This is a genomic window from Chryseobacterium sp. PvR013, assembly GCF_017833095.1.
GTDB lineage: Bacteria > Bacteroidota > Bacteroidia > Flavobacteriales > Weeksellaceae > Chryseobacterium > Chryseobacterium culicis_A.
In genome coordinates, this window is sequence record NZ_JAFIBT010000001.1 from 386,585 (window position 1) to 400,715 (window position 14,131).

Below are 14,131 nucleotides of genomic sequence, written 5' to 3' on the forward strand. Positions count from 1 at the left end.
TATTACTACCTTTTAAATTCAAATGCTATTTTATTGTTGTTATTAAGAGTTATAAAAGCATCAAATTTATTTCCTGACCTACTAGTCATTGCTTTAATTAAATTAGTCCTTCCTTTATTGATGAGATTTAGAATTTCAGAAAGACTTAGATATGCACCACAAATATTTCTGAATTGTAACCAGTTGCAATTTTCATCAGGACATTTTATAATTATACGCTGAATAATCAAATGCTGTGTTTTGCATTGAGGACATAATAGCTTAGGTAGATCACTTATTTCTACATGACTTTCTAATAATTCTTCAGTGACAGATTGGGTATAAACTTCAATTTGTTTTTGAAAAATAGTAGTATTTAACTCTTTGTTTTCAATACGTTGCAAATCCAATTCCCATTCAGCAGTCAATGATACATCTGCAATTTTTTTATCTTTTACCAGTTCATATACTCGACCACCTTTTTCAGTGGGAATGAGTGATTTCTGCTCTCTGCGAATGTAACCTCTGTCATGTAATATTTCAATAATTGAAGCTCTCGTTGCTGCAGTGCCTATTCCTAAATTTTTCAAGGCTTTTTTCTTCTCTTCATTTTCAATTTCTTTTCCGGCATTTTCCATGGCAGACAATAAACTTGCTTCAGTATAAAGTGTAGGAGCCTGAGTTTTTTTATCCAATACATTGGTCGTTTTAATCTTTACCTCCATTCCTTCTTTTAATTCAGGAAATTCTTGTACTTTTTCAAGATCATCTGAAAAACTTCCATAAATACCTCGCCAACCTTTTTGTAATATCTTAGATCCTTTGGTGGCAAAATCGTAATGAAGTATTTTCAAAATAATAGTAGTAATTTCCTTTATACAGGGTTGTGAAATTGATTCAAAAAGACGAAAAGCAATCAATTCATAGATTGCTTTTTCTTGCACTGACAGAGCAGATGGAACCTTTTCAGTAGTCAGTAAGCCATGATGATCTGTCACCTTTAGGTTATTAACTATTTTTTTGTTGAAGTTGCCCCAAGGAAGAATGCTCGTAAATGGCTTGTAGTGTTCGTTCTCGTGTAATGCTCTTATCAGGTCAGGTATTTCTGGCCATAGGTCTTCCGGAATATATCGACTTCCTGTACGTGGATAGGTTATAAATTTTCTTTCATACAGACCTTGAGCAATATTCAACGTCTCTTCTGCAGTAAAGTTGAATCTTTTGTTGGCCTCTTTCTGTAATCCCGTAAGATCAAATAGAAAAGGAGTCTGTTCAGTAACTATTTTTGTATCAATTGCCGTAATAGTAAACTGTATACGGTTTCTTTCGATTAATTTAACAATATCTTCAGCCTGTTTTTTCTCATTAAATTTAGTAACCTTAGACTTTTAAACTCTATAAAATCTTTATGGTGTAAGAATTCAATCTGCCAGTATTTCTGGGATGTGAAATTTTGATTTTCTTGATACCGTTTACAAATGATTGCTAATGTTGGGGTCTGTACTCTTCCCAACGAATATATACCGTCTCCTGCTGCAATACTTAATGCTTGTGTTGAATTGATTCCCAATAGCCAATCGGCTCTGTTTCTGCACTGTGCTGCTAAATATAAACCATCATAGTAATTTCCTGGTTTTAAATTTTTAAACCCTTCTTGAATTGCTTTTTCTGTTAATGAGCTAATCCATAATCTTTGAAAAGGTTTTTTACAGTTAAGATATTCATAGATATAGCGGAATATAAGTTCGCCTTCCCGCCCCGCATCAGTAGCAACAATAATGCTTTCACATTCTTTAAATAGCCTTTGAATAACTCTTAATTGTTGATTTGCTCCTTTATCAATAACCAATTCCTTACCTTTTTTTACTTTTCTTATAGTGAGTAGAAAAGGATTTGGTAAAATAGGTAAAGATGGTCTATCAAAACGAGAAACCCCATAATCTTCAGGCATTCCAAGGGCTATCAGATGCCCAAAAGCCCAAGTAACACAATACCCGTTACCTACCAAATAACCATCTTTTTTCTCTGATGCTCCCAGTAAATTGGCAATTTCTCTCGCTACACTGGGCTTTTCTGCTAATACTACTTTCATTTTGATAATATTTTTTGAAGATATTATTACATTTTACGCCCTTTAGAACGGGGGTGAGGCTTCTCCTGTTGATCTTTTTGTTTTTTATCTTTCGGAGATTGTTGGGCTTTCTGTAAAGGCGTTTTAAGATTTTTAGTGGTCTCGTTGGTTTTTCCTTCCGAGTTTACAGCTATCTGAGTTTTGTGAGCCTCTGTAGGTTTTGCCTGCTCTTTCAATTTATTAGGATTTTGAAAGGAAAAGTCAATTTTTCCTGTTTCTGGGTTAAGAGTGATATAACCTTGATAAGGCTGATCTTTTTTATCCAATAAGCCATCAATATAAATTGTTTGACCTGATTTAAATTGGCTGTATTGTTCTTCACTGAGCTCTTTTCCCCTGAAAGTTCTTGGAACCTCACTCTGTGGATTATTTTGGATTTGTTGCTGCTTTTGGTTGTTATCAAAAAGAAATTCTACATATTTTTTATCGGCATTAAATTGAACATGCGCATTAAAAGGTTCACCTTTAGCAGAAATCATACCTTCCAGATATAAAGGTTTGCCTTCTATCAGCGTTTGCTTTTGTTCTTCATTTAATTTGATACCTTTAATTTCATCGGGAATTTTAATATTCTCAACTTTGTAAGCTACAAGCTCATTGGTTAATCGGTCTCTGCTTATAAGAGATGGTATGATTTCATCAGTCTTTGGGTTAATAAGGTCTACAACTCGTCCCATATTGCCGTTCTCCATTAGATTTTTTTTGTCCTCAGGGCTGAATTCATGTCCAAGAAATTTAAAGTTGAAGTTAGGCTCTTTTCTTATACCATGGATATTGATGACAACGTCTCCGGCATCATTAGTGTTTAGTGAAAGACGTGCATCCATTCTGGTAAGTGCAGTACCAAGATTAATGGTTACAGGAACAAGATTATTGGTTTTAAATCCTTTTAACATAGGATCTAAGGCATTAGCATTCTCTAGTTTTTCCTGGGTTAAGCCAAATTTTGACATCATATTCCAGTCAATTTGATCAGCAGAATACTGATATTCTTTTTCTGATAATGGATTAGTATTCATAGTGTTGGTATTTGAGGTTAATATTTTGTATGTATTTAGAAATTCTTCCCCTTCAGTACTTGGATTTTTAAGGTGGTGCTGGATCTGTTTTCCAATATCTTCAGACTCTTTAAGTGGAGATTTAAAGAAATTGAAAAGTGACGGGTTTTTGAGCTGACTTAAAAAGTTGGAGAAAAAATTGGAGAAAAAATCTCCTTGTTTATCAATTTTTAAAAATTGATTCTGATACTTTTCTGTATTGGGTACAGTCTTTAGATCCCCTTTATTGTCAACAGTCTTGACTGCTTCAATCTTGTTGGTTTTTGGATTTAAAACCAATAGAATATTTATTAAAGAAGGGTCTGGATCTTGAGTGTTTCTAATATCTTCCATGGTGCTAAATGTTTATTTAACATCGAAAGTAAAAGATTAGAGTAACATAAATTAAAGATGGAAGTGAGTGGAAAAATTTGGCTTAGATTGTCAGTGATATCATCATCAGGATGTTTTAAAAGAGCTTATATGATTTTTTGAAAGCTCTTTGTTATCTCTTATTATCTAAAAATAGTTAACTTTATAGTGTCTCTAGTAAGAGATATTTTTTTTTCATCATTTGTGTTTTTAATCCTGTTTTATGAGTAATAAAACAGGATTTTTTATCATAAAATCTTTAATGTCCCTTAAAATAAGAAGACTTATTTTCAAAAATGTTCAGACCAATAATTTTATCGTGTACCATGTTATAAATAAGTTCCACTGAAAAATTTGAAACTTCATATAAAACATATTTTGATTGGAAAGTTGTTCTTTCGCTTATTAAACGTCCATGAGTAATAACAAAATCATACTGAGCTTGACGATCAGGTAAATTCTGAAAATCATAATAAGATATGGTCATAATAGGTCTAAGTTTTTAATTTTTTTTTGAAATTTTTTCATCAAGGTCCTGAATATCTTTTCGGATTTCAAGAAACATTTCTTTTAGATTATAGTTTTCAAGACATTCAGGTTCAAAGTCCTCTGGGAAAATTCCTGAAGCATACTGCCATATTTCAACGATTTCTCCTAAAGGAATATCATAAGGTTTATAAAATGAGTTGTCCGCAGAAACAGTTATTGATTTCTTATTTGTAGAGGTAAATCGTTTATAAGAAATACCATCGTTTAACGTAACAAAAACATAGCTTTTACTTGGTTTTAGATCATCAATATTTTCAAGATATTTTCCAATAATATAGGAACCATCTTTAAATGGTGGCATAGAATCTCCTTGAGCTGGGAATGCTCTGTATTTACCATTGGTTAAAAAAGGTAAAGAAATTCTCTGTAAGCTTTCAATATATTCTGGATCGCTATACCCCGATAAATAGCCCATAGAAGCCTTTTGTGGAACAATTTCAATACTGTTATTACCTAATTGATCCACTACAACTGGTAAAACAATTCTGTTATCCGGAAGTTTTAATACATCTTCCAACGGATACTTTCTGATATCTACCGTGAGAAGTAAATCAATACTTAAATTAAAATACTTGGAAATTCTAATGAGTAGCTCGTAAGGAGCCTCAGAGCGACCATCCTCATATTTGGAATAGCGAACCCTGCTCATCAAAATTTGATCCGCAAGCTCCTGCTGGGATAAATTTTTCTGAGTTCTTAAAAACCTGATGTTATCTGAAAAAATTGACATTGATACAAATTGTATCTGCAAATATAGTAAAAATGATACAATTAGTATCTAATTTTGTAACGTGAATCGGGCAATTGTACATATGGATCTGGATACATTCTTTGTATCCTGTGAGAGACGTAATAACTCTCAGCTTGACGGGATTCCTCTCATCATCGGAGGTGGAGACCGTGGAGTAGTAGCATCATGTTCCTATGAAGCAAGAAAATTCGGAGTGCGCTCTGCTATGCCAATTAGAATGGCCTTACGTTTATGTCCTGATGCAAAAGTAATTCGGGGAGATCACGAGCTATATTCCAATTTATCACATACCGTCACCCAAATTATTCGGGAAAAAGTTCCTCTAATGGAAAAGGCAAGTATTGATGAATTTTACCTTGATCTTTCAGGAATGGATAAGTTCTTTGGATGTTACCAATGGACAAAAGAAATTGCCTCAGCCGTAACCAAAGAAACAGGACTTCCCATAAGTTTTGCTTTATCTACCAATAAAACAGTTTCCAAGATTGGGACAGGAGAAGCAAAACCTGTCGGAAGATTGGAAATTAAAGAGCTGGAAGTTCAGCCGTTTCTAAATCCGTTATCAATTAAAAAAATTCCGATGGTAGGAGATAAGACTTTTCAGTTACTGTCTAGAATCGGAATCCGTACCATTCATACATTGTCTGAAATGCCTGTTCTCGTATTGCAGCAGATGATTGGATTAAATGGAAAGGAGCTTTGGAAAAAAGCCAATGGTATTGATGAAAATCCTGTAGTTCCTTATTCCGAACGGAAGTCAATTTCTACAGAAAGAACGTTTACCAACGATACCATGGATATTGTAGAACTAAAAAGACTCATCTCAGGAATGGCCGAACAATTAGCCTATCAGTTAAGAAAAGAGAAATGGCTGACTTCGACTGTAGTGGTAAAGATCCGCTATGTTAATTTCGACACTGAGACTAAACAATCTAAAGTCTCGTATACCTCTGCAGATCATACCCTCTCCAGAGTAGCGTTGGAGCTTTTTAATAAAGTGTATACAAGAAGAATGAGGCTGAGGTTGGTAGGATTACGCTTTACCGGGCTCGTTCATGGTAACCAGCAGATGAATCTGTTCGAAGATACCGAAGAGCAGATGAGCCTGTATCAAACGATGGATTATTTGAAAAACCGCTTTGGTATTGATGCAGTAGGTAGGGCTTCAGGTTTTGATTTTGAAAAATAGAACTTTAAATTTTTAGCAATGTTTTTAAATTGTCATTCTTTCCACAGCCTTCGTTACGGGACGTTATCCATAAAAGAATTGGTAAAACAGGCTCATGAATTAGGAGTTAAAGAATTAGTGCTTACCGATATCAATACCATTACGGGGATCTATGATTTTAAAACGGAATGTGAGAATGCAGGTATTAAACCTATTGTAGGGGTTGAAGTCAGAAAGGAAGGGAAGCTGCTTTATATCGCTGTAGCAAAAGAATTTTCAGGAATTGGGGAAGTTAATAAAGTTATTACCGATCATAATTGTGAAGGCAAAGCACTTTCAGAAACAGCTACGGAATTTAAAAACGTCTTTGTAGTATACCCTATGAGTAATATCCCTGCTGAACTTAAAGAAAATGAATTCATAGGCATAAGAATAGAGGAACTGAATTTTTTGATCAGATCTGAATATCAGAAATTAATATCTAAAATGTTGGTTCTCCATCCTGTTACTTTCAGTACCGATGAAGAGTATGAATTGCATAAGATTCTCAGGGCAATTGATAACAATACCCTATTGTCAAAGCTTACTAAAAGGGAAGTGTGCAGAAAATCTGAATATTTTATAAGTGAGCAGACTATTACAAAAGCATTCGAAAGATATCCTGAAATTTTTCAGAGAACGAAAGATGTGTTGAAGCAATGTAGTTTCGAATTTGATTTTAAAAAGGTCAAGAATAAGAAGTTTTATACAAAATCAAAAGCCGATGATGTAAAGCTACTCCGAAGGTTGGCGTATTCAGGTTTGGAAAGACGATATGGCAGTCGGCATGAAGTAGCTCAAAAAAGAGTGGAAAAAGAATTAAAGGTAATCGATGAACTTAATTTTTGTTCTTACTTTTTAATTACCTGGGATATTATCCGCTACAGCAACAGCATGGGCTTTATGCATGTGGGGCGGGGTAGCGGAGCCAATTCTATTGTGAGCTATTGCTTAGGGATCACGGACATCTGCCCCTTAGAACTGGATCTGTATTTTGAAAGGTTTTTAAACCTTAATCGGAAGTCTCCGCCTGATTTTGATATCGACTGGAGCTGGCAGAACAGGGATACCATACTGGAATATATTTTTGACCGGTATGGGAAGGATCATGTTGCTTTTTGCGGAACTAACGTGGAGTTTAAATACAAATCTATTTTCAGAGAAGTAGGGAAAGTATTTGGGCTTCCCAAGGAAGAACTGGATGATTTGGCAAAGCGGCCGATGATACAACATGATAAGAATGAGGTGGTACAACTGGTGCATCAATATGGAAAACTCTTGGAGAAGTTTCCCAATCAGCGAAGCATGCATTCCTGTGGAATTTTAATTTCAGAAGAACCTATTACCAATTACACTGCACTCGAAATGCCTCCCAAAGGATTTCCGATTGTACAGTTCGATATGAATGTTGCCGAAGACATCGGACTTGAAAAATTTGATATTCTTTCCCAAAGAGGATTAGGTACCATCAACGATACCGTAGAGCTGATCAGAAAGACACGAGGCATTAGTGTTGATATTAGAGATACAACGCTATCCAAAGATGAAGCCCAAGCCAATGAATATCTGGCCATAGGAAAGACCATAGGCTGTTTTTATATTGAATCTCCTGCAATGCGAGGGCTTTTAAGAAGATTAAAGTGCGATAATTACAGAATCCTTGTAGCTGCATCTTCTATTATCAGACCCGGGGTGGCACAAAGCGGAATGATGCGCGAGTATATTTTCAGGCATAACCATCCCGATCAATTCGAATATTTCCATTCAGTATTCGAAGAACACCTGAAAGAAACCTACGGCATTATGGTCTATCAGGAAGACGTGATTAAGATTGCTCAATATTTTGGTGGTTTGTCTCTGGCTGATGGAGATATTCTCCGCAGAGCCATGAGTGGTAAAGGTCGTTCAATCGAAAAGCTCAGAGAAGTAAAAAACAATTTTTTTGAATCCTGCAAAAAGCTAGGACATTCAGAAACATTAACGGCTGAAGCATACCGACAGATAGAATCCTTCGCAGGATATTCTTTCTGTAAGGCACACTCCGCCTCCTATGCCGTAGAAAGCTATCAGAGTTTGTATCTCAAAGTATATTACCCCTTAGAGTTTATGGTTTCGGTCATCAATAATCAGGGAGGGTTTTACCGGACAGAAGTCTATATTCATGAAGCAAAAATTTCGGGCGGAAATATTCAGGTTCCCTGCGTGAATACCAGTGAGTTTCAAACTATACTCAAAGGAAAAGATATTTATTTAGGTCTGATGGTATTAGAAGGTCTCGAAACAAGGATTGCCCACGGAATTGTAGAAGAACGGGAAAGGAATGGTGACTATAGATCATTAGAAGACTTTATAAAACGTATTCCTATAGGTATTGAAACCGTACAGATTCTGATTTTTATAGGAGCTTTTAGATTCACAGGAAAACCTAAAAATGAGCTCCTCGTAGAAGCAAGAATTTTACTGGTCAACTTTAAACCCGAAAATAGAGGGCTTATGCTCATTGAAGAACCGGTTCAGGAATTTAAGTTACCCCAGTTAAAAAGAGAAGCCTTTGAAGACGCTTTTGATGAAATAGAACTCATCGGATTTCCGGTTTCATGCACGCCTTTTGATTTGCTGCAGACTAAATACAGAGGTTCAGTTTTTGTAAAAGATCTATTGAAGTTGCACAAACAGCAGGTGAAAATGTTGGCCTACCTTATTTCCAGAAAGCATGTTCCCACAAAGAAAGGAACCATGTATTTCGGAACCTGGATCGATGTCAATGGAGAGTATTTTGATACGGCACATTTTCCTGATAGTCTGAAGCAATACGATTTTCAGGGGGGAGGATGCTATTTACTCTTGGGGACTATAGAAGTAGATTTCCATTTTCCTACCATCACCATTCACAAAATGGCAAAAATGCCCATGATTCCCGATCCTCGGTATGCTTATGACAAAGAAAAGCAATATGATATCCATCGTCAGATTAAGGAAGATGTCAGTATGACCCATAGAAAGCCTTATCCTCAGGCTCATGAAATTGGATTGATAAGACACAAGATACAATAATCATTACTATTAAAAATTGAAAAATGAATCAGTTGAGTTTATTTAATACAGAAGAATTCTATGAATTTCCGAAAGATCTTTTAGATTACAGAGAGAGTTTCCTCAGCAGGGAAGAAGCAGATCTGCTTAAAGATATATTGTTACATACAGCTCCATGGGAACAGAGTACTCAGAAGATGTATGATAAAACAGTGCTGACTCCACGATTAACAGCCTGGTATGGTGATTCAAAATATACTACATTAAAAGAAAATAAAAAGCCTACTCATCCGTGGACTCCCGAATTGTTTTCTTTAAAGCAAAAAATTGAGAAAGAGTTTGGTTACCAGTTTAATGGGGTTTTACTCAATCTCTACAGAGACCACAACGATTCTGTTGCTTGGCACAGAGATAAAGAAAGCCGTTATGGGAAACGGCCTGTAATCGCATCAATCAGCCTTGGACAAACCAGAAACTTTGATTTTAGAAAAAAGGAGCATTATCAGAGTAAATATAGTCTTCCGCTTCCGCACGGTTCACTACTCATCATGAAAGGTGATTTGCAGGAACATTGGGAACATCGGATTGCTAAATCTACATTGTCGATGAAGGAGCGGATTAACCTAACTTTTCGTTTTGTGAAAGAGTCTGTTTAATCAAAAAAATGTTATTGAATTATAAATAACTATATATAAATGTATCAGGAAACCATTGATAAATATTATTTAATAATGATGTATTATTTTAAAATTATTGATGGTTTTTATTAAATTTTGTATATTTAATAAAACTATTTACCATGCGAAACTATATATTTATTTTAGGAATTTTCCTTTTGTGGGGGTGTTCACCCATTAATAAATTGTATAATAATTTCAGTGGTTTTAAAGAAGTAAAGCATTACAGTGATTCATACAACCCACCGCTACGGTTATTTTTTGACAGGTATGTGATCTTTATCCGAAACAGTCACTCAATTCTACCGAGTTTTTAGAAGCACAATCTATTTTACAGAAATATTTTATAGAGAATAAAGCTTACCTGAAAAAAGCTTTTGAGGAGGAAAGTTTACAATATGTCGAAAATAACGATGTAAAATTAAATTTTCAGATTCTCCAAGACCACATTCGTGATCAATATATACAACAGATCAATAATTTAAGTAATAATAAAAAACTGGTTTTTCTGATCCACGGTTATAACAATACTGGTGAATCAGCTTCACTTGCTTTAGAAAAGTTACGAGTTGAGGTAATTAAAAAGTTTCCCCATGAAAAATTTCAATTTGTAGAGGTATACTGGGATGGTCTTACAAAGCGAGACAACCCTTTAAACAGTACAACAATTTGGAATAATGCCCAGTATAGCTCTTCAATGGCAGGGTTGGGTCTCCGCAAAATATTAATTAACATAAAAAACAAAGAAAATTACGTGATAACCCACAGTCACGGTGCAAGTGTTATTACAGAAGCTTTATTTAATGTAAGAAGATTTGATGATAAATATTACATTACAAATTACAATGGTAAAGAAATAGCAAATCTACAAGCTATCTATAATACCCCAACATCAAAATTTTCTGTAGGAATGCTTGCTCCGGCTATCCCTGGATATAATGTATTCCATGAATATTATGATAGAACAGTTGAAGGGAGTTCCGTCGTTACAACAATGACTAATTATCGTTTTGTAAATGGGTTTAATAAATATGATGTTGCAACAACAAAAGGATTTTTAGCAGGTTCTTTTGGTGCAACAACGCTTGCTTGCAGAGAAGATGATCATCTTGCAGTACAAGCATTTTTTAAAAATGATTCGAAGATCTATTCAAGAATTAATTTCTCTGAGGACAAGAATAATAAGCAAAGAAGTCATGCTGTTGTTGCATATATAGAAAATCCCAACTTTAATACGTTTCTAATCTCGGTTATTGAATAGTATGTGAGGATATTTACTGAATTTTTTATAAGCTCTTTAATCATTGGTGATATAGACTGCAAAAAAAGTAATTAGGTCTCTAATAAATAACTAGACCAATATTTCTAAATTTGCTACTTTTTAAACCATAATCATCATAGAAATTAATGTCAATAAAAAGAATAATTGGGGCTAGAGCTAATACTGCTACAATGAGGTTTGATGTTTATATAATTCCCATAAATAAAGCAGTCTAATTACTATCAAAATACAAGCAATCCATATTCCTAAACGTTCTAAAAAATTGAATCCAATTGCTTTTTCGTAATTTGAATATTCTTCGATGCCTCCAATACCACGCCGATTGAATTTGCTACGATTAACACAATAACGTAATGAGAAACCAAATGAAAAACTTATTATCGAAATTATTAGTAAATACAATTTAGCTCTTTATTTTGAAAATTTCTTCAGCAGATTTTAATGAGTTTGTTCAAAAAGCACTTCTTGCAAATCCTGTAGAGGTGTCCAAATTCCCGATTTAACTTTTAAGTAAGTTTTGCATAACGAAACGATCTTTTCTTCATTTCCAAACTTGATCTTTTTTCTGTCTAACTCTGTTAAACCTTCGAAGGCATTTGAAGTAAAGCCATATGTTGACAAAAACAAACCGCTTTCTCTCTTTTCGTTGCAAATTACTTTTAAAAATTCTTTTACAGATTTCTGACCTACCAGTTGTTTGGATTTCCAGTGTTTAACCTCAACAATATACTTCCGAGGTATTCCTTCTTTGATGATCTCCAGAATAATATCCTTACCTCCATCTTTGCTTGGTGGTGTAAGTGTAACATTAAATGCCAACCCTTCAAACAACTCAGCTATTGTTTTCTCGAATTCTCTCCATTCTATTTTTAACAAGAAGTTTGGATCTTCCGCTATTTTTTCGATGAAAGTTTTACTTACAATTTTGATGATGTCTTCATATTCATGGGTATTTAGCTCAGACTCTATTTCTATTTTAGATGCCCAGGATTTCAAGTCATCTAAGGTTAATAGTTCAACTTTTAAAGGTTCGGTGATATTTAGAAAATTATAACATGCTGTAGTAAATCCCTGAGGCGCAAATAAAATAAGACGGTCATAAGGAAAGTTGAAAGCAAACGAAACTCTCTCATGTACACGGTCTTGATTAACGCTTTTAGCAGTATTTTGAAGAGAAATACATATTCTATCTCGAGAATCTTGCTTTGTGCACATGAAATCAAATTTACTTGTGTCAGGGCTAGGATTAAGTATGGTTGTAAAACCATCATTTGATAGAAGTTTTGAAATAACTTGGTGAAATGTAAAGCAAATTTCTCGATCGTCTTTAGGGCTTATTGTAGAGTTTTCTAAAACAAGAATGTCTCGGATTAATTCATCTTTTTTGGTGGGGCTCATGGTATATAAGTTAATTATCAAAATTACGCAATAGATTAAATAAATTAACTTATATTATCTTTTAAAGTAAACTCTTCTTATTAGTTTTTTTCGAAGTATTTTTATCAGCTGCAAGTAACAAGTAGCTTTCTAAAAATTTCGCTACATCATAATCTTCTATATTGAATTTATTATTTTTCTAGTAAATTTGTGCTAATATTTTTATTATCCAAAATTCATTATTATTTTGGTATAGAAATTAAGTTAATTGAAGCCCGTTTAAATTTTGACTACGCCTACTGTTTTTTGTAGGTATTCCAATTTATTGGAATAAATTAATGGATTAGTTAGCAGCACATATATATACGATAATATTTTTATATTAATTTAACTTTTACTATTTATAAATTATCTTAAATTTTATATGAATTTTGTTAACTAACATTTATATGATGATTATCAATTATGCTTTTTGGCTATCTTAAATAAAATAAAGAAAAACAAACGGGTTTCAATAACTTTTAAGTTTATGATATGAACAAGTATATTAGTTCTGAAGATAAAGTAAAAATTAAAGAAAAATTTGAAAAAATGAGTGATTTAAAAGAATTTTGCAATCTTTTAAATCATTGCTATAGTATACTATTTTCTGACGAGTCAAATTTTATAGATGAAGAAAAATTAAAAAGATTTGCAAATCAAAATTCACAAAATCGTTATCATTATTTTGAAATAAAAAAAAAGGATGGAAGTACTAGAATAATTCATGCACCTAGTTCGGAACTTAAAGTTTTACTGAAATGTTTAAATCTTATTTTTCATAGTATTTTTATACCACACCATGCATCATATGGATTTATCTATGGAAGATCAATTTTAGATAATGCTAAAATACATTGCAAAAATAATTATGTATTTAACCTTGACCTCCAAGATTTTTTTTCAAGTATTGAAATTGGAAGGATATTAAAGAGATTCAATTATCCTCCATTTAGCTTGAACAAGGATAATGGTAGAGAGATTATAGGTAATTATATAGGATGGATAGCATGCGAAGAAATTGATTTAGAGGAAGAGGTTAACGGTAAATTGCTTAAAATTAAAAAAAAAGTATTACCCCAAGGATCTCCATTATCTCCAATATTGACTAATATAATTTGTGAAAGATTAGACTATAAATTAACGGGTGTAGCAAAAAGATTTAATGTTACTTATAGTCGTTATGCTGATGATATAACTTTTAGTTCGATGCATAATGTATATCAAGAAAAAAGTATCTTTCGTAATGAAGTGGAGAAAATTATTGGAGAACAATATTTTCGCATAAAAGAAAAAAAAACAAGACTGCAAAAAAGAAATGTTAGGCAAAAAGTTACTGGGATCGTAGTAAATGAAAAAGTAAATGTAACAAAGAATTATATAAAATTAATACGTCTATGGTTAAGCATGTGGGAAAAATATGGAGCAGAAAAAGCTTATCACCTGTTTATAAATAGCTATATAAAAGAAAAAGGTTTTACAAAATACATTGGTTCCACTCCAGTTTTTATGGAAAATGTTATTGATGGCAAATTAAATTATTTGAAGATGATAAAAGGAGAAAGTAATTCTACATATCAAAGTTTGCGGGAACGCTTTAATAGGCTATCAATAAAAAATGCTAAAATGAATAAAATCTTAGATTTGTGGGAATTCGAAAGTATTGAGAAAGCAATAGAATATTATTATAGATAGTA

At 33.3% G+C, this 14,131-nt stretch carries 8 protein-coding genes and 1 pseudogene; 5 read left to right on the forward strand and 4 right to left on the reverse strand.

Features of this window, described 5'->3' with window-relative positions:
- Positions 1-5: 5 nt before the first annotated feature.
- From JOE44_RS01800 to JOE44_RS01810, 3 genes and pseudogenes are all read right to left on the reverse strand, one after another.
- Positions 6-2,071 (reverse strand): annotated as a pseudogene (locus tag JOE44_RS01800) (DNA topoisomerase).
- Positions 2,072-2,097: 26 nt separating this feature from the next.
- Complete coding sequence (locus tag JOE44_RS01805) at positions 2,098-3,501, reverse strand: DUF3945 domain-containing protein (protein ID WP_209784077.1); 1,404 nt, start codon at positions 3,499-3,501, stop codon at positions 2,098-2,100.
- A gap of 520 nt (positions 3,502-4,021) precedes the next feature.
- On the reverse strand, positions 4,022-4,798 hold the full coding sequence (locus tag JOE44_RS01810) for a LexA family transcriptional regulator (protein ID WP_209784078.1): 777 nt from the start codon (positions 4,796-4,798) through the stop codon (positions 4,022-4,024).
- A 61-nt stretch (positions 4,799-4,859) separates the two neighbouring features.
- On the opposite strand from JOE44_RS01810, the gene dinB reads away from it, so the two are divergent.
- From dinB to JOE44_RS01830, 4 genes are all read left to right on the forward strand, one after another.
- Positions 4,860-6,008, forward strand: coding sequence for a DNA polymerase IV (gene dinB, locus JOE44_RS01815; RefSeq protein ID WP_209784080.1), 1,149 nt, complete (start codon positions 4,860-4,862; stop codon positions 6,006-6,008).
- A gap of 18 nt (positions 6,009-6,026) precedes the next feature.
- Complete coding sequence (dnaE, locus tag JOE44_RS01820) at positions 6,027-9,080, forward strand: DNA polymerase III subunit alpha (protein ID WP_209784081.1); 3,054 nt, start codon at positions 6,027-6,029, stop codon at positions 9,078-9,080.
- Between the two features lie 23 nt (positions 9,081-9,103).
- On the forward strand, positions 9,104-9,715 hold the full coding sequence (locus JOE44_RS01825) for an alpha-ketoglutarate-dependent dioxygenase AlkB (RefSeq protein ID WP_209784082.1): 612 nt from the start codon (positions 9,104-9,106) through the stop codon (positions 9,713-9,715).
- Positions 9,716-10,208: 493 nt separating this feature from the next.
- Positions 10,209-10,997: an alpha/beta hydrolase gene (locus JOE44_RS01830; RefSeq protein WP_348635068.1), complete on the forward strand. Its 789-nt coding sequence runs from the start codon at positions 10,209-10,211 to the stop codon at positions 10,995-10,997.
- 459 nt (positions 10,998-11,456) lie between these two features.
- Here JOE44_RS01830 and JOE44_RS01835 read toward each other — a convergent pair whose 3' ends face one another.
- On the reverse strand, positions 11,457-12,416 hold the full coding sequence (locus JOE44_RS01835; protein WP_209784084.1) for a restriction endonuclease: 960 nt from the start codon (positions 12,414-12,416) through the stop codon (positions 11,457-11,459).
- Between the two features lie 513 nt (positions 12,417-12,929).
- On the opposite strand from JOE44_RS01835, the gene JOE44_RS01840 reads away from it, so the two are divergent.
- The gene (locus JOE44_RS01840) at positions 12,930-14,129 is read left to right on the forward strand and encodes a reverse transcriptase domain-containing protein (RefSeq protein WP_209784085.1); all 1,200 of its coding nucleotides are present in this window, start codon (positions 12,930-12,932) and stop codon (positions 14,127-14,129) included.
- The last annotated feature ends 2 nt before the right edge of the window (positions 14,130-14,131 follow it).

Coding starts and splice junctions, on each gene's coding strand:
- JOE44_RS01805 (WP_209784077.1), bottom strand. CDS start 3,501: ATGGAAGATATTAGAAACACTCAAGATCCAGACCCTTCTTTAATAAAT.
- JOE44_RS01810 (WP_209784078.1), bottom strand. CDS start 4,798: ATGTCAATTTTTTCAGATAACATCAGGTTTTTAAGAACTCAGAAAAAT.
- dnaE (WP_209784081.1), top strand. CDS start 6,027: ATGTTTTTAAATTGTCATTCTTTCCACAGCCTTCGTTACGGGACGTTA.
- JOE44_RS01825 (WP_209784082.1), top strand. CDS start 9,104: ATGAATCAGTTGAGTTTATTTAATACAGAAGAATTCTATGAATTTCCG.
- JOE44_RS01835 (WP_209784084.1), bottom strand. CDS start 12,416: ATGAGCCCCACCAAAAAAGATGAATTAATCCGAGACATTCTTGTTTTA.
- JOE44_RS01840 (WP_209784085.1), top strand. CDS start 12,930: ATGAACAAGTATATTAGTTCTGAAGATAAAGTAAAAATTAAAGAAAAA.